Raw genomic sequence first — 21,081 nt, 5'->3', positions numbered from 1 at the left:
CTCCACCGCGCGGGGGGCGTGGTGGTCGTCGAAAGGACCTGGTATGGACAACCCCGGATCAGTCGTCGGGCTCGTGGTGCTCGGCCTCCTGGCCCTCTTCATCATCGTCGCGATCATTCGCGCGGTGCAGATCGTGCCGCAGGCCACGGCGCTGATCGTCGAGCGTCTCGGCCGCTACAGCTCCACGATGAACGCCGGACTGCACTTCCTGATCCCCTTCGTGGACCGGGTGCGCGCAGGAGTGGACCTGCGTGAGCAGGTGGTCTCCTTCCCACCGCAGCCCGTGATCACCTCGGACAACCTCGTGGTGAGCATCGACACCGTCATCTACTTCCAGGTGACGGACCCGAAGGCCGCGACGTATGAGATCGAGAACTACATCACCGGTATCGAGCAGTTGACGGTGACCACCCTGCGTAACGTCATCGGTTCGATGGACCTGGAGCAGACGCTCACCAGCCGCGACCAGATCAACGGGCAACTGCGCGGTGTGCTGGACGATGCGACCGGGCGGTGGGGGATCCGCGTGAATCGCGTGGAGCTCAAGGCGATCGACCCGCCCGCCAGTGTGCAGGGTTCCATGGAGCAGCAGATGCGGGCTGAACGTGACCGCCGCGCCGCGATCCTCACCGCCGAGGGCGTGAAGCAGTCCGCGATCCTGACGGCCGAGGGTGAGAAGCAGTCCTCGATCCTGAGGGCTGAGGGCGAGGCGCAGTCGGCGATCCTCAAGGCGCAGGGTGAGTCCCGCGCGATCCTGCAGGTGTTCGAGGCCATCCACCGCGGCGATGCCGACCCGAAGTTGCTGGCCTACCAGTACCTGCAGAAGCTCCCGGAGATCGCCAACGGCTCCTCCTCCAAGATGTGGATCGTCCCCACCGAGTTCACCGCGGCGCTCAACGGCATCGCGGGCGCATTCGGCGGCGGTGCGGTCGCCCCGCCCAGCACGGACGGCTCGGGGGAGGCCGGGGAGTCGGCCACGGAACGGGCGCGACGCAACCCGACGTTCGGTGACGACGACGCGTTTGCCGAGACCGCGCTGCAGGACCCGAGCGAGGCGCTCCGTCAGGCCCGTAGCGAGGCGTCCGAGGCGACGCACCAGGCCCAGGACGCCACCGTGCACAGTCGGCGACGTGCGACGCCGCCCAGCGACCCCGCCGCCACGGTCGATCTCGGTACCGGGGAGCAGCCCGGTCCACAGGGCGGCATGCGGCCGGAGTGAGCCGATGTGTGCTCCCGCGTGCGGGAGCCTGAGAGGTGAGAGAAGCCTCCGGGGCGGCGCGCCGCCCCGGAGGCTTTTCCGTACCCGATGTCAGCAGGCGGGCGTACGGTGTGCGGGTGCTCCTTCGTCTCCTGAAGAACTCCCTGGCGCCCTACTGGGGGCTGGTGGCCGTGGTGCTGGTGCTCCAGCTCGTGCAGACCGTCGCCTCGCTGTACCTGCCCACACTGAACGCCGAGATCATCGACGGCGGCGTGATCGCCGGTGACATCGAGGAGATCTGGCGTCTGGGCGGCATCATGCTCGCGATCTCCGCGGTGCAGGCGGTGACCGCCGTCGTGGCCGTGTACTACGGCAGCAAGGTCGCGATGCGGGTCGGGCGCGATCTCCGGGAGGCGTTGTTCACCCGGGTGATGCGCTTCTCCCGGCAGGAGATGGGCTCCTTCGGCGCGCCGTCGCTGATCACGCGCAACACCAACGACGTCCAGCAGGTGCAGATGCTGGTGTTCTTCACGATGACGATCATCGTGATGGCACCGATCATGCTGGTGGGTGGCATCGCGATGGCGATCGCACAGGACGGCGTGCTCGCCTGGCTGCTGGTGATCGTGATCCCCGTGCTCGTGGTCGTCGTGCTCCTGATCGTGCGACCCATGGTCGGGGGCTTCCGCACCATGCAGAAACGGATCGACGACGTCAACGGCGTGATGCGCGAACAGATCCACGGCATCCGGGTGATTCGAGCGTTCGTGCGCGAGCCCTTCGAGCGGATGCGGTACGCCGTCGCGAACGGGAACCTGCGGGACGTCTCGCTCCTGGTCGGCAAACTCATGGCGTTGATGTTCCCCAGCGTGATGCTGGTGATGAACGCCTCGATGGTGGCGATCACCTGGTTCGGCGGTCTACGGGTAGACGCCGGCGAGATGCAGATCGGCTCACTCACCGCCTATCTGCAGTACGTGATGTTCATCCTCATGGCCGTGATGATGTCCACGATGATGCTGATGTTCGGTCCACGCGCGGCCGTCTCCGCCGGTCGCATCCAGGAGGTGCTGGACTCCGAGCCCACTGTGGTGGAGCCCACGCAACCCCGCCGGATCGCCGAGCCGACCGGGACGGTGGTCCTCGAGGGGGTCTCGTTCGGCTACCCGGGAGCGCAGGAGCCGGTGCTGCGTGACGTCTCGCTCGTCGCGGCCCCGGGGCGGACCACCGCCATCATCGGATCGACCGGCTCGGGCAAGTCCACCCTGCTCAACCTCATCCCGCGGCTGTTCGACGCCACCGGCGGCGCCGTGCGGATCGACGGCGTGGACGTGCGGGACCTCGCGCGGCCGGACCTGACCGCAGCGATCGGGTTGGTGCCGCAGCGCGCCTTCCTGTTCTCCGGGACCATCGCGAGCAATCTGCGGTTCGGGAAGCCGCACGCCACGGACGACGAACTCTGGGACGCCCTCGAGGTCGCCCAGGCCGCGGACTTCGTGCGTGAGATGGACGGGGGCCTGGAGGCCACCATCGCCCAGGGCGGCACCAACGTCTCCGGGGGCCAGCGCCAGCGACTCGCGATCGCCCGGGCACTGGTCCACCAACCCCGCATCTACCTGTTCGACGACTCCTTCTCCGCGCTGGACTACGCCACGGACGCCGCCCTTCGGGCCGCGCTGCGGCCCCGCACCCGCGAGGCAGCCGTGGTGGTGGTGGCGCAACGGGTGGCGAGCATCCGCTCCGCGGAGACGATCCACGTGATGGACGCCGGGCGGATCGTGGCGAGCGGCACCCACGAGGACCTGCTGGAGAGTTCGCCGACCTACGCGCAGATCGTCGCCTCCCAGCTCAGCCTGGAGGAGGCACGATGAGCGGGCGTGGACCGGGACCGGGCGCCGGGGGTGTGGCCCCCGGCCAGAAGGCCATGGACTTCACCGGCACCATCAAGCGACTCCTCGGTGAGTTGCGCGGACACGGCCTGCTGGTGGCGAGCGTGTTGGTGTTCGGCGCGGTCTCGGTGGTGCTCACCGTGCTGGGCCCCAAGCTGCTCGGGAACGCCACGAACATCGTGGTTGCCGGGCTGCTCTCGCGGAACCTGCCGGAAGGCTTGAACGAGGAGCAAGCACTTGCGCTGTTGCGCGATCAGGGCCAGGACTCCTACGCCGACATCCTCTCCACGGTGGACTTCACGCCCGGCGCGGGCCTCGACACCGCGGCGCTGGCCACCACCCTGGGCACCGCGCTCGCCGTATACGTCGGCGCGTGGCTGCTGGGGTGGCAGCAGGCCCGCCTGACCGCGATCGTGGTGCAACGCACCATGTACAACCTGCGTGGCCGCGTGGAGGACAAGCTGCACCGGGTGCCGCTGTCCTTCTACGACCGCTCCAGCCGCGGTGACGTGCTCTCCCGGGTGACGAACGACATCGACAACGTCTCCCAGGTGCTGAACATGACCCTGTCGCAACTCGTGGTCTCGGTGTTCACCGTGGTCGGCGTGCTGGGGATGATGTTCGCGATCTCGCCGGTGCTGGCCACCATCGCGGTGGTCACCGTGCCGCTCTCCGGCGTGGTCACCGTGCTGATCGCCAAGCGCGCACAGCCACAGTTCATCGCCCAGTGGCGCACCACGGGTGAGCTGAACGGGCACGTCGAGGAGTCCTACACCGGCCACGACCTGGTCCGGGTCTTCGGCCAGGAGGAGGAGATGCGCCAGACCTTCCGCGTCCGCAACGAGGAGATGTACGAGGCGACCTTCCGGGCCAACTACATCTCCGGCACCATCCAGCCGGTGATGGGTCTCATCTCCAACCTCAGTTACGTGGCCGTCGCGGTGGTCGGTGGCCTGCGCGTGCTGGCCGGTCAGCTCAGCATCGGTGACGTGCAGGCCGTCATCCAGTACTCCCGCCAGTTCACCCAGCCCATCAGCCAGATCGCCTCGATGATGACGCAGTTGCAGTCCGGGGCCGCCTCGGCCGAGCGGATCTACGGGATCCTGGACGCACATGAGGAGGAGGCCGAGCGTGGCACTGCCCCCAGCCAGGTGCGCGGCGAGGTCGCCTTCGAGGGCGTCTCCTTCAGTTACGACCCGAGCGTCGACCTCATCCGGCACCTCGACCTGCGTGCCACGCCGGGGGAGACGGTCGCCATCGTGGGCCCGACCGGGGCCGGTAAGACCACGCTGGTGAATCTCCTCATGCGGTTCTACGACGTGGACGCCGGCCGCATCACCCTGGACGGCGTGGACATCCGTGAGATGCCACGGGACGCCCTGCGCTCCCAGATCGGCATGGTGCTGCAGGACACGTGGCTGTTCGAGGGCACGATCGCGCAGAACATCCTGTACCCGATCCTCCCCGAACCCGGCGCCGAGCCCACCGCGCAGCAGACCGAGCTGATGAAGCGCGCCGCGCGGGCGACCCGCGTGGAGGAGTTCGTGCGGTCCCTCCCGGAGGGCTTCGACACGGTGGTCAGCGGCGAGAGCGGTGCCCTCTCCCAGGGTGAGCGGCAGTTGTTGACGATCGCCCGGGCGTTCGTGGCCGACCCCTCGATCCTCATCCTGGACGAGGCCACCAGTTCGGTGGATACCCGCACAGAGGTGCTCGTCCAGGAGGCGATGAACGCCCTACGGGTGGGCCGCACCTCGTTCGTGATCGCGCACCGGCTCTCCACGATCACGGGGGCCGACACCATCGTGGTGATGGAGCACGGGCAGATCGTGGAGCAGGGCAGCCACCGCGCGCTGCTCGAGGCGGACGGTGCCTACGCGCGGCTCTACGCCAGTCAGTTCGCGGCGGCCGCGACCGAGGACGAGGTCTGAGGCCCCGGACCCGGTAGGTCTTGTGCTCGGTGTGACGCGGGTCATACTCTGACGGGGTGCGCCGTCCCATCGTGACGCGGTGCACGCGAGGCGGTCGGGGCGCGGTGGGGCGCCCCGGCGAGCGACGACGACCGGTGGCCGCTGATGTCTGCTGATGGCAACAGATGGCAGCAGATGGCACGGTGACCTCGGACGCCGCCACCCCACGGATTGCCGGCGCGATCCGCGAGGAAGGACGAGAGCCAGGGCCGCCGCCCGCGGTCCACGGCACCGGGAGTCATCGTGCCGAGCCTCTGGGACGACCTGCCTGCCTCGCTGCGCGACGGGGACCTGCTCGAGGGCCTGCGCGGCCCGCTGGAAGCCGTGGACACCACCGGGCTGACGCCCCGGGAGGTGACCGAGGACGGCGCAACCTGGCGGGTGCGGGAGGTCGTCCTCGACCTCGCCGGCGCGAGCGGCGGCCTCATCGACGCCGCGACCGGCCGCATCGGGGGTGACGGCGGCGCCACGCCCGTGGAACTGCTCGGCACCGACGTCACGCTCAGTCTCGCCGAGCGCCTGACCGGCCCTGGTGGCAGCGCCGACGGAGCCTGGCGTCTCGACCTCGACGTGCCCGGCGTGTCCATCCACCTGCCCTTCCTCACCGGCGCGCGGCTGGGCACCCAGGGGGTGCTGGAGCCGGACCCGGCGCGGGAGCAGGTCCGCCTGCTCCTGCCCCGCCTGGTCACCCGATTGCACCAGGAGCCCGGTGCGGGGGTCGGGTTCTCGTTCGTCTCGGCCACCACCGGCGGGGACCCGGTGGACGACGTCTATGAGTTGCTGGAGATGAGCCCGCCGCACGCCCTCATCGGCCCGGGCTCCGGGGTCGGGTTCGCCTTCCGCACCGCCGTGCTGGACCTCTCGGGGGACTCCGGACCCGAGGGTGTGCCCGCCGGCGCCCGCGCCATGCCGGCGGCGTGGCAGGGCGTCTACCTTCCCGAGGTCCGCCTCTACGTGGCCACGCCGGGCATGGACGACCTCGCCGTCTCGGCGGGGGTCCGCAACCTCTGGATCGGCCTGGGTGCCCATGCCGGTGTCACCGGCACGTTCGGCGCCGAGGTGATCAACACCGGCGGTGACCCCGAGATCCTCGGTCGCTACGTCACCCCGTCGGGCGCTCACATCTCAGCGACCCCGGGCGGTGAGGACCTGGTCCCGGACGGCAGCCTCTTCGTCGCCGACTCCAACGGCGGGCTCGCGCCGATCGCCCTCACGCTGCGGGTCGACGGCGCCCCCGTGGCGGGCGATCGCACCACCCTGGCCGTTCCCGCGAGCGGGACCGTGAGCATCGAGGTCACCGCCGCCTCTCCCGGCGGCACGACCGCCGCCACCTTCACCGCCCGGCGTGCCCCGGCCGCGCCGGGGTCGGCGCCGGGAGGTGCCCCCGCCGCCAGGGTCACCACCCTCACCCCGGAGGGCGGCCGCATCATGCTGGTCCGCCAGAGCGCCGCCACGGCGACGCTCGCCCTGGCCTCGGGTGCCTCCGCCACCTGGACGTGGCCGGGCGGGGGAACGGGCGCGCCGGCGGCCACGGCCGAGGTGCCGCTCGCCGTCGGCGAGGAGGTCGAGGTGACCGCTACGCTCACCGCCGCGGCGCCCCCCGCACTGGACGCCTACCTGCGCTATGACACCCCCGAGCCGCACGAGAACACCGCCGCGTGGTCCTCCGTGGCTACCCACATCCGCACGATCCCCGCGACCTCGCGCCGAGCCGCGCCCACCGGTGAGACGTTCGCCGCCCTCGCCGGGCGAAGCCTCGCCGCCTTCCCCGGCGCCGTCAGAGTGGACGGCTACGCCTCCTACGAGGGAGACGACGCCCAGGCCACGTACAACCTCGAGCTCTCCCGTCGCCGTGCCGAGTCCGTCGCCCGGGTCCTGGAGGCCGCGGGGTACACCGTCACCCACCCGGTCCTCGCCCATGGGCACACCCACGCCCGCGACGGCATCCCGGTGGTCCCCGGGGAGAGCGCAGCACCGCCCGGGAGCGGGCACTGGTGGCGGGTCCGGGTCTCCGCGACCGCCGGATCCGCCCCACCGCTGCGGGCCCGGCTGCAGCGGCCGGCGCCCGCCCCGGTCATCGACCGCGACCCCGCCCCCGCACGCAGCGGGAAGCCGGACTGCTTCCGCCGGCTCGGCCTGGAGGTGGAACTGCTGCGCGGGGAGTTCATCCGGTGCGAGCTCTGGGGCGAGTTCGACATCCAGACCGCCGCCGAGGCCGCCCTGGACGCCGGCGGTCAGCCTCCCCTCGGCGGTCGTGGACCCAACCCCCTGGACGGTGTCTGCGCCTTCCGGGTCCGGCTGCGGGTGGCCGGCGACGGCGGCGCCTGGGAGGTGACGGCCCAGTTCCGCGCCCTGGAGGGCGATATCGACGGACTGCTGGAACGCAGCCGCGGTGGCTCGGTGAACGCCACGGCCCTGGATGCCGCCGGCGGCTTCTTCGTGATCGGGCCGCTGGCCGCCGCCGTGGCCGAGCTCTCCCCGGCGGCCGGTGCCCTCGTCCAGCTCGGCGGCATCGCGCTGGGGATCTCCGACGTCTTCCAGACCCAACGAATCACCCTGCACGGGGCGGAGCTGCAGATCAGCGACGGGATCATCGCGCCGGACGGCTCCCGCGCCGACAGCGACGCCGGCGCCGTGGCCCTGCTCCTGGACGTCGAGGTCGCCTTCTCCTTCGACTTCGAGATCGTCTCGGTGCCGCCGGACAAGCCGGTCCGGGTGCGCTACCAGGCCCTCGGGGTCAAGGTCGGCTGGGAGGACGGCGAGGTCGCCGTCCCCGTGCCCGTGTTCGACCCCGACCGTGGCTACGAGCTGGAGATCCAACCCGACTCGGTGCGCGCCGTCGAGCCCCTGGATGAGATCCTGCGGATCTTCGGCGTCCGGGTCTCGCGGGACAACCCCACCATGCTGGAGGTGGAGGCCGGCATCGGGGTGGAACTCGGCCCCCTGACGGTGGACACCCTGCGGGTGCGCGCGAACCTGGGCACCGGCGAATTCGAACTGACCAAGCTCGGCGTCTCCCTGGACATCCCCGGGGCCGTGCGCGGCAGCGGGTCCTTCTCCTTCACCGAGGCCGGATTCCGCGCCACCATCGACGTGACGATCGTGCCGATCGAGATCCGCGCGGCCGCCACGCTGGTGATCGAGACGGTGGACGGTGTCACCGGCGTGCTGGTCGGGATCGAGGTCGAGTTCCCCGTGCCCATCCTGCTGGGCGGATCCGGCCTGGGGATCTTCGGTCTCATGGCCGGAGTCGGGATCAACATGGGCCGGGTGGAGAACCCCCACGCCGACCTGCCGGCCCTGGACTGGGTGATGAAACAGCTCGGGACACCCCGCGGGAGCGTGATGCACCCCGACGGCTGGGCGCACGAACCCGGCGCCTACGCCCTGGCCGCCGGGATCCTGCTCGGCACCCTCGAGGGCGGCTACGTCGTCCACCTCAAGGGCATCCTCATGATCGAGTTGCCCGGACCCCGGCTGCTGCTCATCCTCAAGGCCGATGTGCTCTCCGCGCCGCCCGCGCTCGGCAGCGAGCAGAGCGCCACGTTCCTGGCGGTCCTGGATGTGGACTTCGGCGCCGGCACGATCACCCTGGGGGTGGTCGCGGACTACAGCATCGACCGCATCCTCGCGATCCACGTGCCCGTCACCGCGTTCTTCTCCCGCTCCCAGCCCGACGCGTGGCGGGTGGACCTCGGCAGCTACCACGACAGGATCCGCGTGGAGGTGCTCGACACCATCACCGCCTCGGGGTACCTGATGGTGCACGGCGACGGCATCGGGGCCGATGACGTCCCCGCGGACGTCCTTCCCGGCACCACGGGCCTCGCGATCGCGACCGGCTTCCATTTCTCGGCCGTCCTCATGGGCTCCAAGCCCGCCCGGCTGTACGTCGAGGTCGCCGCGGGGTTCGACGCCATCCTCGGGTTCGACCCGTTCTACCTCGCGGGGAAGATCTACATCCGCGGCGAACTCATGCTCTTCATCGCCTCCCTCGGGGTCTCGGCGACGCTGACGATCGTGGTCGGCAAGCGCATCGAGACCGATCCCGGCGGCACCCCCCGCGAGGTGGACCACCCCTACATCCACGGGGAGGTCTGCGGGAAGATCAGCTTCTTCTTCTTCTCCGTGCAGGCGTGCGTATCCCTCACGATCGGCTCCGAGCCGGAGCCCGATCTGGTGCCGCCGGACCTGGTCGCGGACGTGGCGCTCATGGGGCGCGGCGATGTGCTCCTGGAGGGCGCGGGCGCCGGGCGCAGCATCGAGGGCATCCTCGGGCGGGCCGCCACGGACGGCTCCGCTGGTCCTAGCGTGCCCCTGGACGCCGTGGTCGTCATCTCCTTCACCAGCGCTCCCGAGGCATCGGGGGCTGCGGTGTTGGGTGGGGGCGCCGAGGGGACCACGGGCGTGGCCGGCACCTCCGCCTGGCACCGGATCGGCGAGCGGTGGTGGGCCTACCTGCTGAAGAGCGTGGAACTGATCGGGGACCTCGGCGACGGCGAGACGCCGTGCGTCTGGTGGAACGACGCCGTGCCCACCCAGACGAAGGCCCCGCCCACCCTCGGGCTGCTGACGTGGCGGCCGGAGCCCTACAGCTCGGCGATCACCTACGGGGAGACGCTCTCGGGCAGCGTCCGCCGCCGCTGGGGCCACCTGTGCAGCCCCGCGGCGCCCGCAGCCCCCCAGCTGTGGACCTTCGACGCCCAGGCTCTCGGCCCGAGCCTGTCGGGCTGGCGGCTGCGCGGCATCGTCTGGCCCGACGAGCCGGGCACCGTGCCCCGCTCGGCGCCCGCGGGCCGTGACCTGCGGGTGCTGGAACCCTGGCGCACCGGCCGTGAGGAACTGGATGCGCCGTGGGACGTGCAGCCCGGCCGGGTGATCGGTGACCTCGTCCCGTGCGAGGTCACGGCGCGGGAGTGGCAGGGGCCTCCCGCCGGCACCGTGCAGGGGTCGACGACGTTCACCACCGCCCAGGCGAGCGCGCACCTCGCCGCTGGCGGCCGGTTGCACGACCTCGCGGCGCTGCACCAGGAGTCGCAGGTCGACCCCCGCGCCCTCGGCGCGTCGGTGTGCCCCGGGCGGATCCTGCAGGCGCCGCGGCACGAGGGCACCGACGCCTCCCCGGCGGCCACCCCGGCGCAGGCGGAGATCGCCCGCAAGGGTCGCGGGGAACTCGGCTGGCGTCCCGACCCGCTCGTGGACGCGGTGGAACTGCTCGCGGAGGAGGAACTGATCAGCGCGCGGATCCTGCTGCTCCTGCCGATGGAGCGAGCGCCCTACGTGCTGCAGTGGCGCGATGAGGCCGGCGGTGTGCTCGAGGAGCACCTGGTGAGCGATGCCGACCGCGTCAGCGCCGCGCGGCCCATCCCGGACACCTGGACCGATCCCGGCGGCCCGTGGCGCGCGCCGGTGGGGCGCAGCCTGCGGGTCGCCTCCGGTCTGCGCAGCGGCAACAAGCTGCTCGCCGCCTACCTGGTGGAGCTCGAGGCCCACGGCGCGATGCGCGTGGTCATGGGATGGGCCGAGAGGCACGACCAGGTGCCCCGCGAGGCCTACCTCGTAGCGGTGGAGGCCACCACGATGGCCGAGGCGCGCCGTGCCGCCTGGGACACCGAGGTGATTACCCGGGACCGTGAGGCCTTCATCACCGGGGTGGAGCGGGACCCGTCCGGCCATGCGCTCCTGGTCCCGGGCGAGGCCTACACCGTCCGCGTGACGTGGTGGCACGATCAGGCGGAGGGCGCCGAGCGGCCCACCAGCCCCCCGGAGTTCACCGCGGACACCGAACGCACCCAGGAGTTCCGCTTCACCGCGGACCCGAGCGACCCGGTGGACCCCACCGACCCCGAGCAGCTGGAACACTCCTGCCCCCGCGACCTCACGCCCTGGCTCCTGGACGCCGAACCCGGGATGGGCGAGAGCGGACGGTTCACGCACGAGAGCGTGCAGATCGCGCTGTCCCACACGGCCGTTCCGGAGCTCTTCGCGGCCTACGGCCGCCGACTGCGGGTGCGGGTGCGCTCGGCCTCCGGCGCACATCCCCTCCCGCCCGGGGGGAGCGCCCCCGGCGAGGCCCTGCCGATCCCCCTGCACGGCGAGGACGACCCGCAGTCCGTGCGGACCGTCACGGTCTCGAGCCTGCACCTGGGCGCCTGGGAGCGGGCAGCGCGCGATGCGGCCTCCGACCTGCCGTGCGTGCCCGCCGACGTCACACGCGACCTGGAGACCCTCACCATCGGGTACGTCCTGGAACCCCTCACCGACTACCTGCTCGACATCGAGACCGTGCCCGAGGGTGGGGGCGGCGACGTCCACCGGGTCTTCCGCGCCAACTTCACCACCTCCCGTTTCACCGGACCCGACCACCTCGCGCAGTGGGTGACGGGTGCAAGCCGCGAGCATCGACTGGTGCGCGTCCCCGCGGCCGTGCAGGCGTTGCCCACCCGGCCGGCGGGCGGCGCATGGGATGCGGCGGTACAGGCCGCGGGGCTCCCCGTCCCGCAGATCCCGGCCGCACCGCGGCTGCAGGTGTGGTGGAGCGCGGACGCCGTGCCACAGCCGCTGGCGGTGGTGCTGGACTCCTCGGAATCCCTGCACCGCGAGCGACTCACCCCCACGCTCATGCAGCCGCCCGTGGACGCCGCGGATCTCAGCGCCACCTGGTGGGGCACGCAGCTGCGCCCCTGGCTGCACGTCGAGCCGGGCGCCGAGACGTCCGCCGCGCTCGTCCAGGACATCGTGGTGGCGCCGGGCGGCAACCGCATCATGGTGCGGCTGCTGCCCGGCGGCCGCGGGAAGCGGCTGCACCTGGAGCTCGTGCGGGCCGGCAACCCGGTGGCGGGGACGGCGGCCACGCGTCACCGCATCGCCGACCTCACCCTGACCGCGGCCCCCTGGGAGGTGGAGGACTGATGCGGCACCACGACCCCGACTGGCTCCGGGCGGACCTGGCATGGTTGGACTGGCAGCAGATCGCGCGCACCCGGCTGGAGAAGCTCGGTGAGCCCACCGATCCGTATCGCGACGAACTCGCCCGGCTCAAGCGCCACGGACCCCGGCTCCATCTGCTGTGGGCGATCGCCCCCGAGGTCGGTGCGCCGCGGGTGCCCTTCCGGGTCTGGGTGCGCACACCGACCGACCAGCGGGAGGACTTCCGACCGTCGGTCATCTCGCAGGCCGATGGCCAGACCCTGTTCTGGGGCGGCCGGGAACTGACCACCCTGCAGGCGCAGGTGCAGGTGATCGATCCGAACCGGCCCGTCGCCCTGTACCTGATGCGCACCGGCGAGCCGTCCGAGGCGCGGGCGGTGCTGGGCTGCGACGCCCGGATGCCCGGCGGCGCGGGCACCCTCAGTCTGCGGGCCCGGGCGCCGTTCGCGACCATGGCCGTGCTGGAGAACGCCCGTCTCCTCGCGGCGAGCGCCACCTGGCTGGACGAGGTGATCGCCGCCGACGACTGGAAGCCGGTGGAGGACGTCGGCCTGTGCGTGTCCCCACGGGACGTCCCCGACTACACCTCCGAGCCGCAGGGGCTGCTCGAGGCCCCGACGGGTGGGGTGGACGCGGCCCACGAGCGCATCAAGCGAGCCGGTCCGCCGCTGGGCTGGTGGCCCCGGACGGAGGCGGGCGCGTTCGCCCCCACCTGGCGTCCCCCGGACGCCGGTGACCTGGTGGAGGGGCTGCGCAAGCATCTGATCCCCGAGATCGCCCCGGTGTTCGCGGTGCCCGAGCCCGCGCAGGTGCGGCAGGTGCGCCGGCACCGGGTGGACGGACCCCAGCAGGACGGCCGGCGCTACGACCACGAGAGCGCCGTACTCGACCTGCCGCTGCTGCGCAGCCTGCTGCTGACGGCCGCCACGGACGCCTACAGCGCGCTCGCGCTCGGTTTCGCCACCGGGTACACGGGCGAGGAACTGCCCACCCACCCGCTGGAGAGCGAGTTCCTCCTCACCGCCCACTACGGCCGGCTCCCGGACGGGCAGCGCGACGTCGACCTGGCCGCCTATCTGCCGCAGGCCGAACCCCACACGGCGGCGCCCGCCGTGGTGGACCTGCGCGCCCGGCGCGGCGCCCTCACCCCGCCCGGCGTGCGCGACGGCGCCTGGCGGGACTCGGTCGTGCTGTCCTGGCAGGCCGAACCGGCCACCGCCGTGCTCACCCAGACCACCTCCTCCGCGGCCCTGCGCTATGAGCCCGGGGGGAGCGACGCCGTCGAACTGCTCGCCCCGGACATCGGCGGCGGCAGCGGGCTGCAGCTTGCGACCGCCTCACCCGAGACCACGGGCCCGGACCTGCACCGCGACACGCTCGTGGAGAAGGACCTCGACCTGCCGCACACCGGCACGCTGGATCGCGGCTACGCCGTGGCCCGCGTCAACCTGTTCGGGGTGTTCTCCCGCTGGCGTGACGTGGACTACACCGGCCAGGCACCGGCGCCGGAGGGGCCCCGGATCGTGGACGTGCGCGCCGAGGCGACCCACACCGGGTCCACGCTGTGCCCCGCGAGGGTGCACGTGGAGGTCGCCGTGCCGTGGGTGGACCGCACCCCCGTGCGGGTGGAGGTGCTGGCCGTGACCTACCCGATGGCGACCGCGGGATCCGCCCCGCCCGCCGTCGACCCGCTCGCCCCGCCGGCCGGTCACGCCACGGCGACGATCACCTTCACGGGAGACGAACCCGTGACCGCCACCCCCGGTGCCGGCGTGGTGGGTCTGGACCGTGCGGGTGTGGAACTCACCCGCACGCCGGTGCCCGACGGTGAGGATCCGCCCGCCGTGCCCCCGCCGCCCCGCCCCGCCGGGACCGCCACCCAGGGGGATGCCGGGCGGCGGTACCGGATCACCTTCCCCGTGGGGGCGATGGACTTCGCCGGGGTCTCGCGTTGGGGTGTGCGGGTGTTCGCGCGGCTGCGCGTCGTGGGCCATCCCGCACCCACCGCCTACTCACCGCGCCCGCAGGACCCGGCCACCGCCGTCGTGGCCAGCCCCGTGCCGCACATCCCGGTGCCGCCGCCCCTGCCGCCCGATGTGCCGCTCGGGAGCACACCGGATGACCGGGGGCGTTCGCACGTGAGCGTGGTGTGGGCCGATCCCGGGACCGCCCAGGTGCATCGGATGGTGGTGTGGGAGACGTCCGAGTCGGTGCTGCGGTCCAGGTTCGCCGCGGACAAGGTGCCGGGGCCGACGCCGGGGCACCGTCTGCAGCAACTGTGGGACCTGTACGACTCCCTGCCCGCCGCGAGCCGGCAGCTCGCCTTCCGGCGCCACAGCGAGGTGCCGCGCCAGCCCACCCGGCTGGATGTGGCCCTGCCGCGTGGGTCGCGGGACATCCATCTCTTCCTGGTGACCACGGTGACCACGACGGGCCTGGCCTCCCCGTGGCCGGCCGGCGCCGTGCCGCACGCGCACCTGCAGGCCGCGATCGCCCCGACCGTGCGGCGGCCCGACCCACCCGTGGTGCGGCCCGTGGTCACGCCCAGCGGGATCGACCTGGAGCTCGAGAGCGCCTCGGCGGTGCCCGTCAGCGCGTTCGAGGTGCTCGCGACCCGCTCCGAGGTCGCGGCACGGGACCACCTGACGATGGGGCCGCCCCGCGCGAGCCTCCCGGCCGCGCCGACCGGCGAGGTCGACGCCGTGACCGGGGCCCCGGTGTACGCCGCGAACGATCCGGTGCCGTTGGCGCCGTCCTGGGACCCGTGGTTCGTGGCGGCCGTGGCCGCCCCGGTGGCGCGCCTGGGCCCGGAGGCGGTGCTCGGGACCCCCTCGGCGCCCTCGCCGGTGCTCCCGGTGTTCCTGCCGCCGCCCGATCCGCCGGACCTGGACCCGCTGACCGTCTCGGTCTCCGCGGACGGGCACCAGGTGCGGGTGCGCAGCGGGAGCACCGCACCGGCGCGGGAGGCCCCCGCCGGCTCCCACCGCCTGGCCGTGCTGCTGGACGGGGTGGCGAGCGAACCCGCGCCCGCGCGCCTGCAGGACCTGCCCGAGCGCCCTCCCGGGCACGACCCCGCCGCTCGCCCGCTGCTGGCGCGCGCCCCGCGCACCGCCGGCGAGACACCGCTGACGTACTGGTTCACCCGGGCCGATCGGTCTCGGGACGTGGAGGTCACGATGCGGCTGACGGACCCGCTCGGCCGCGTCACCGAGCGCAGCGTGACGGTGCTGGCGTGGAGCGAACCCGTGCCGCGGGCATTCGTGGAGATCCGGGAGGTGTTCCGCATCTCCGGGCGTGGGGTCTCGGCGCTGATCGCCACCTCTTTGCCCGCGGAGGGCGAGGTGGCGATGCGGGTGGTGGCCAAGGGACGCGGGGTGCTGCGGCCGCCGTTCGGGCGTCCGCTGCTGCTCGAGGAGACCTTCCGCCTCGTGGACCTCCCGCGGCGCCGGTTGGGGCGCCCGGCGAAGCGGGTCGACGCGGTGCGGATGCCCGACGAGGCCGGGGAGCGCCGCATCGCGCTGTGGATCGGGGCGGAGGTGACCACCGTGCGGATCGAGGTCGGCTCCCCGCGGCACCTGCCGGTCACGGACACCTGGACGGCGTAGGTGGTCTCGGCGTGGTCGGCAGGCTTGCCGGGTTAGGCGGCAGAATGTCCGGGTGAGGAGACCCGAGCCCATCGAGCTGACCAGCACCGAGGACCCCCGGGTCGCGGAGTACACCGGGATGACCGACGTGGCGCTGCGCCGCCGGTTGGAGACCGAGCGCGGCCTGTACATGGCGGAGTCCTCCAACGTGATCCGCCGCGCCGTGGCCGCGGGGCACACGCCGCGCTCCTTCCTCATGGCGCCGAAGTGGCTGGCCGCCATGGAATCGGTGCTCGAGGCCTTCCCCGAGGTCCCGGTCTACACCGCACCGGAGCCCCTCCTGGAGGGCCTCACGGGCTTCCACCTGCATCGCGGCGCCCTGGCGGCGATGAACCGCCCCGACCTGCCGCCGCTGTCCGCCGTGCTGGAGGGCGCCCGCCGGGTGGCGGTGCTGGAGGACATCGTGGACCACACCAACGTCGGGGCGATCTTCCGCAGCGCCGCCGGGATCGGGGTGGATGCGGTGCTGGTGACGCCGCGCTGCGCCGACCCGCTGTACCGGCGCAGCGTGCGGGTCTCGATGGGCACGGTGTTCCAGGTGCCGTGGACCCGGATCGACCCGTGGCCGGGTGGGGTGCAGGAGCTGCGGGAGCGGGGCTTCGTCGTCGCCGGGATGAGCCTGGGGGAGGGTGCCATCACCCTGGATGACCTCGTGGCCGAACGCCACGAGCGCCTCGCGCTGGTGTTCGGCTCCGAGGGTCCGGGTCTGACGGCAGCCACCGACCGCCTGCTCGATCGCCGCGTGACCATCCCGATGCACGGCGGCGTGGACTCCCTCAACGTGGCGGCGAGTTCCGCGGTGGCGTTCTACGCCACCCGCTGAACTCGCCGCTGACCTCGCCGCTGAACTCAGGGCCGGCGCGCCAGGGCGAGACCGGTCGTACGGGCGCTGCGGGGTGGGCCCGCAGGCGGCTCGTCTCAGACGAACAGTGTGGTGCCAGATTCGCCGGCCTCGCCAAGGAACGTCGCCACACCGGCGTACTCGAGGCCGTCGATGAGGTCCGTCCTCGCGATCCCGAGCAAGTCCATCGTCATGGTGCAGGCGATGAGCCGGGCGCCGCTGTCGCGCGCGGTGGTGATGAGTTCCGGGAGAGACGGAACGTTGTTCTCCTTCATCACCTTCTTGATCATCGCGGTACCCGCTCCGCCCATGTGCATCTGGGAGAGTGTGAGCTTCTCCGCCCCGGCAGGCATCATTCTGGCCATCATGTGCTCCATGGGCGAGCGATCACGTCTCGGCGCGTCCGAGCGGCGCAGCGCGTTCAGGCCCCAGAAGGTGAAGAACAGGGAGACCTGCTGTCCCATCGCGAGCGCTCCGTTGGCAATGATGAATGTGGCGATCAGTTTGTCCAGGTCGCCGGAGAAGACCACCATCGAGGTCTTGTCCGGCGTCGGGGAAGCAGATACCGGGCGAGGTGCGGGAGCTCCCTTGCGGACGGTCGCGGAGTAGCCAGCACCCTGTGGCGTGAGGTCGGTGAGGTGATGCCCGTGAGTGCTGGCCCAGGCAGGGCCGTCCAGCGCGAACCCGGGGTCGGAGACGAGGACGCGGACCTCGTCACCCGCGGCGAGAGAGGACATGGTCTCGCTGAGCTTCATGATGGGACCAGGGCATGCCAGGCCGGTACAGTCCAGGTCGAGGCGCGTGGCAGGCCCGGCCGGGAGCGCCGGTTCGGTGTAGTTCTCCACAGCGGGAAGAGCCTCGTAGCGGTCCTGCGGACGTTCGTGGACGGCCTTGAAGGTCGTGGAGCCGCCGGAGAGGGTCGCCACGTCGGTGAATCCCTCCTGGACCAGGGCGCGATGGGCGAGGTAGGAGCGGAAGCCGACGGCGCAGTACAAGCGCACAGCCCGGTCGCGATCCCAGGAGGGAAGCGCTTCGCGCAGGGTTGCCAGGGGCACGTTCTCGGCACCGGGAATGTGCCATAGCTCGTACTCCTGCGGGGTGCGGACATCGACCAGTCGCGCGCCCTCGGTGGCCTGCGGGAAGTCTTCCGCCCGCCACAGCCGCAGGTCGCCGTTCAGCACGTTCGTCCCGACGAAACCCACCATGTTGATCGGGTCCTTTGCCGACCCGAACGGCGGCGCATAGGCGAGTTCCTGGTGCTCGAGATCCTCCACGGTCAAGCCTTCGCGCACGGCCATGGCGAGGAGATCCAAGCGCTTGTCGACACCGTCGAACCCGGCGGCCTGGGCCCCCAGGACTCGCCCGTCCTGCGGGGAGAACAGGACCTTCAGGTGCATCATTGCCGTCCCGGGGTAGTAGCCCGCGTGACCCGAGGGGTGCAGGTGGATTGCCTCGTAGGCGATGTCGGCGGCGCGCAACTGGCGCTCGGTGGCGCCGGTGCCCCCCGCCACCATCTCGAAGACCTGCACGATCGAGGTGCCCTGGGTGGAGCGGTACTCGGTGGCGCGGCCGCACACGTTCTCGGCAAGCACACGCGCCTGGCGGTTCGCGGGTCCGGCGAGCATGGGTAACCAGGTCCCGGGGAGCACGGGGTGGTCGCTCTCGACGGCGTCGCCGGCGGCCCACACGTGCGGCACAGAGGTGCGCATGTGGTGGTCCACCACGATCCCACCGTTGCTGCCGAGTTCGCAGCCGGCGCGCGCAGCAAGCTCCGTCGCCGGCCGCACCCCTGCCGCGAGGATCACCAGGTCGGCGGGCAGCGTGTCACCACTTTGTAGTTCGACGGCCACCGGGCCATCCGTCGCCCCCAGTGGGCGGATCGCTGCTGCACGGGTGCGCAGGTGCACCGTGACCCCGCGGGAGCGCAGGTGTTGCTCGACCGGGGTGGCAATCTCGGGATCCACCGGGGGGAGGATCTGATCGGCCATCTCTACGATGGACACGTCGGCGCCGCGCACCTTGAGGTTCTCGGCCATCTCCAGGCCGATGTATCCGGCGCCGACGACGACGGCGTGTACGGGCGGGGAGCCCGGCGTGCGGGCGGTGAGCGCGGCGTCCAAACGGGCCTTGATGCGGTCCATGTCCCCGATGCGGCGCAGTACCTCCACCGCCGGCAGGTCGATTCCCTCCAGCGGCGGGCGAACGGGCTCCGCGCCCGTGCACAGTGCGAGCTCGTCGTAGGTCTCGGTGTACTCACGACCGGTGTCCAGCTCGCGCACGGTGACGGTCTGCCCGGTGGGGTCGACGTCGATCACCTCGCTGGCGATTCGGACGTCGAGATCCAGCGACTCCCGCAGGCTCGTCGGGTTCTGCAGCAGTAGGCGGTCCCGGTCGGCGATGACCTCGCCCACGTGGTACGGCAGGCCGCAGTTGGCGAACGAGACGTGGTGTCCCCGCTCGAGGACGACGATCTCTGCGTGTTCGTCCAGGCGGCGGGCGCGGGCGGCGGTGGACGCACCGGCGGCGACGCCACCGACGACAACGAGCTTCATGATACCTCCGGGGGTATTGGCGAGTGGGTTCAGCCTAAGCCTCGGCTGTGCGGGCGTGTCGGGACACAGGTCCCGGGACGACCAGTCGCTGGGGTGTCGGTTCCCCCCTGGCGTCCATAGGAGGGGCGTTGTCAGGTGCGCCCTGGTATCAGGTCGCGACCGGGCGCCGTCGTGCCATCGCCAGGACATACCCCACGCCCGCCAGCACGTGCCCGGCCACGCCCGACCACAGCAGGACGAGGCCCACGATGCGCAGCCACTCCAGGTCGGCGGCGGCCGCCACGAGCAGCACGGGTAGTCCGACCAGCAGGGCGGCGGTGCGCCACTTCCCGATCCGGCTGACCGGCACGTCGGGGGAGCCGCGGAACCAGATCAGGGCCACCACGGTCAGCGTGAGGTCCACGCCGAGGATGACGCCGAGCACCTCCCACGGCAGCAGGTCGATGACGACGAGTCCGAGGGTGACCACCACGATCGCGAGTCGGTCCGCCAGGGGGTCCAGCCGGGTGCCCAGCAGCGTGACCTGGTCCAGTCGGCGGGCGAGGTAGCCGTCGATCCAGTCGGTCGCGCCGAGCACGGCGAGCGCGCCGATCGCCCACCACAACTCGTCGCGCAGGATGAAGACGGCCACCAGCGGCAGCAGGATGATCAGCCGGGCGAAGGAGACGATGTTCGGGATCGTCCACACCCGGCGGTCAGCGGGCGGTGTGGTCACCCACTGATCCTAGTGGTGGGTGCGTGCGCGGGCCTGGCGCTCAGCGGCGATAGGTGGCCGTCAGCGTGGCGCGCCCCAGGGTGCGGAAGAGCCCGGTGAAGGCCACCGCCGTGGGGGAGACCTCCGGGTCCAGGTCCAGGGTGTCCACATCGAGGGCGTGCACCGCGAAGACGTACCGGTGTGGCCGGTCGCCGATCGGGGGCTCCGCGCCGTGATAGGCGTGGGTCCCGGCGTCGTTGCGCACATGGAACGCCGCACCCGGCAGCATGAGGTCGCTGGCTCCGGACCCGCGCTCCAGCGCGGTGATGCCGACTTCGAGGTCCACCACGCTCCAGTGCCAGAACCCCGCCGGGGTGGGGGCGTCCGGGTCGAAGCAGGAGACGACGAAGCTCTGCGTGTCCGCGGGGAATCCACTCCAGGCCAACTGGGGGGAGGTGTTGCCGCCGCTGGCGACGAACTCCTGGGTCAGCTCGCCGCCGTCGGTGATGTCCTCGCTGGTCAGCGTGAAGGAGGGGACGGGGGGAAGGGAGGCGTACGGGTCCGGGGCCACCGGTCGCGAGAGATCCACGCCTCCAACCTACGACGGTGCGGCGACGCGAGCCAGAGGGGACCTCGATAGGCTCATGGGGTGTTCTTCCTCTTCGGGTCCTACGTGCTGCGCCGCACCGTGGACCGGGGCCGGTTCTGGTGCCCCACCTGCCTGCGGGAGACCGAGTACACGCTGCGCCGGGGGCGGTGGTTCATCCACCTGTTCTTCATCCCGTTGATCCCGCTCGCCGCGGCGCCCGAACAGGTGCGCTGCGAGGAGTGCCACGCCGCCTACCCGCCGGCCGTGCTCCTGGGCGGCCGCGCAATGTCCGTGGAGCACGCGGTTCCTGGCCCGTCGCTGGATCCCACGCGGCGTTCGGTGAGCCCGGGTCCGGGTCCCACGGTCGACGGCGAGGCGGTGCTGGCGGCGAGGGCCGTCGTCGTCGGCGTCCTCAGCCTGGCTCCGGTGGTGAGCCACCCGGGCATGCGGGCAGGGGTCGACCTCGTGCGTAGCACGGGGGAGCGGTCCTACGACCTGGATCACCTCAGTACCGATCTCGCGGAACTCGATGCCTCGGTGCTCCCGGGAGTGTTGGAACGGCGACGCGGCGAGGGGCGGCTGCACCCGGAGCAGGCCCGGGTGCTGGTGACCGAGGCGGCTAGGGTCGCCGCCGCGAACGGTGAGGTCACCGCCCGGGTGCGCGACGCCGTCGTGCACCTCGGGGTGCTGGCCGGCCTGACCCGGGGTGAGGCTGAGGAGGCGGCCGCTGCTGCTGCGATCTCCTGATCCGGCAGCGTTCGTCAGGCGGGGTGTGCC

Annotated in this window: 10 protein-coding genes; 7 read left to right on the top strand and 3 right to left on the bottom strand. The window is 72.1% G+C overall.

From position 1 onward, the window contains the following. Positions 1 to 43: 43 nt before the first annotated feature. The 6 genes from ATL40_RS06760 to ATL40_RS06735 all read left to right on the top strand — a co-directional run bounded on the left by ATL40_RS06760 (position 44) and on the right by ATL40_RS06735 (position 16,451). A complete protein-coding gene (locus ATL40_RS06760; protein WP_098468870.1) occupies positions 44 to 1,219 on the top strand; it encodes an SPFH domain-containing protein in 1,176 nt (391 codons plus the stop codon). A 116-nt stretch (positions 1,220 to 1,335) separates the two neighbouring features. Next, positions 1,336 to 3,069, top strand: coding sequence for an ABC transporter ATP-binding protein (locus ATL40_RS06755; protein ID WP_098468869.1), 1,734 nt, complete (start codon positions 1,336 to 1,338; stop codon positions 3,067 to 3,069). Continuing rightward, positions 3,066 to 5,015: an ABC transporter ATP-binding protein gene (locus ATL40_RS06750; RefSeq protein WP_098468868.1), complete on the top strand. Its 1,950-nt coding sequence runs from the start codon at positions 3,066 to 3,068 to the stop codon at positions 5,013 to 5,015. The genes ATL40_RS06755 and ATL40_RS06750 overlap by 4 nt, the downstream gene beginning before the upstream one ends. 282 nt (positions 5,016 to 5,297) lie before the next feature. Further along, complete coding sequence (locus ATL40_RS06745) at positions 5,298 to 11,966, top strand: DUF6603 domain-containing protein (RefSeq protein ID WP_098468867.1); 6,669 nt, start codon at positions 5,298 to 5,300, stop codon at positions 11,964 to 11,966. Next, positions 11,966 to 15,589 carry a hypothetical protein gene (locus ATL40_RS06740; protein WP_098468866.1) on the top strand — a complete coding sequence of 1,208 codons (3,624 nt, stop codon included), beginning with the start codon at positions 11,966 to 11,968 and terminating at the stop codon, positions 15,587 to 15,589. The genes ATL40_RS06745 and ATL40_RS06740 overlap by 1 nt, the downstream gene beginning before the upstream one ends. 118 nt (positions 15,590 to 15,707) lie before the next feature. Further along, entirely contained in the window at positions 15,708 to 16,451 is a 744-nt protein-coding gene (locus tag ATL40_RS06735; protein ID WP_098470344.1) for a TrmH family RNA methyltransferase, read from the top strand. A gap of 95 nt (positions 16,452 to 16,546) precedes the next feature. Here the strand turns inward: ATL40_RS06735 and ATL40_RS06730 are convergent, their stop codons facing one another. The 3 genes from ATL40_RS06730 to ATL40_RS06720 form a co-directional block, all read right to left on the bottom strand. After that, positions 16,547 to 19,021 (bottom strand): FAD-dependent oxidoreductase, encoded by a 2,475-nt coding sequence (locus tag ATL40_RS06730; protein WP_098468865.1) that lies wholly within the window; start codon positions 19,019 to 19,021, stop codon positions 16,547 to 16,549. 148 nt (positions 19,022 to 19,169) lie between these two features. Further along, on the bottom strand, positions 19,170 to 19,736 hold the full coding sequence (locus ATL40_RS06725; protein ID WP_098468864.1) for a CDP-alcohol phosphatidyltransferase family protein: 567 nt from the start codon (positions 19,734 to 19,736) through the stop codon (positions 19,170 to 19,172). 40 nt (positions 19,737 to 19,776) lie between these two features. Further along, positions 19,777 to 20,304, bottom strand: a complete 528-nt coding sequence (locus tag ATL40_RS06720) for a YbhB/YbcL family Raf kinase inhibitor-like protein (protein WP_098468863.1) — start codon at positions 20,302 to 20,304, stop codon at positions 19,777 to 19,779. A gap of 60 nt (positions 20,305 to 20,364) precedes the next feature. On the opposite strand from ATL40_RS06720, the gene ATL40_RS06715 reads away from it, so the two are divergent. Continuing rightward, on the top strand, positions 20,365 to 21,051 hold the full coding sequence (locus ATL40_RS06715) for a zinc ribbon domain-containing protein (RefSeq protein ID WP_098468862.1): 687 nt from the start codon (positions 20,365 to 20,367) through the stop codon (positions 21,049 to 21,051). Positions 21,052 to 21,081 lie beyond the last annotated feature (30 nt).

It is taken from the genome of Serinibacter salmoneus (assembly GCF_002563925.1).
GTDB classification, from domain to species: domain Bacteria; phylum Actinomycetota; class Actinomycetes; order Actinomycetales; family Beutenbergiaceae; genus Serinibacter; species Serinibacter salmoneus.
This window is presented reverse-complemented; position numbering and strand designations above follow the sequence as displayed.

Coding starts and splice junctions, on each gene's coding strand:
- ATL40_RS06750 (WP_098468868.1), top strand. CDS start 3,066: ATGAGCGGGCGTGGACCGGGACCGGGCGCCGGGGGTGTGGCCCCCGGC.
- ATL40_RS06760 (WP_098468870.1), top strand. CDS start 44: ATGGACAACCCCGGATCAGTCGTCGGGCTCGTGGTGCTCGGCCTCCTG.
- ATL40_RS06735 (WP_098470344.1), top strand. CDS start 15,708: ATGACCGACGTGGCGCTGCGCCGCCGGTTGGAGACCGAGCGCGGCCTG.
- ATL40_RS06730 (WP_098468865.1), bottom strand. CDS start 19,021: ATGAAGCTCGTTGTCGTCGGTGGCGTCGCCGCCGGTGCGTCCACCGCC.
- ATL40_RS06740 (WP_098468866.1), top strand. CDS start 11,966: ATGCGGCACCACGACCCCGACTGGCTCCGGGCGGACCTGGCATGGTTG.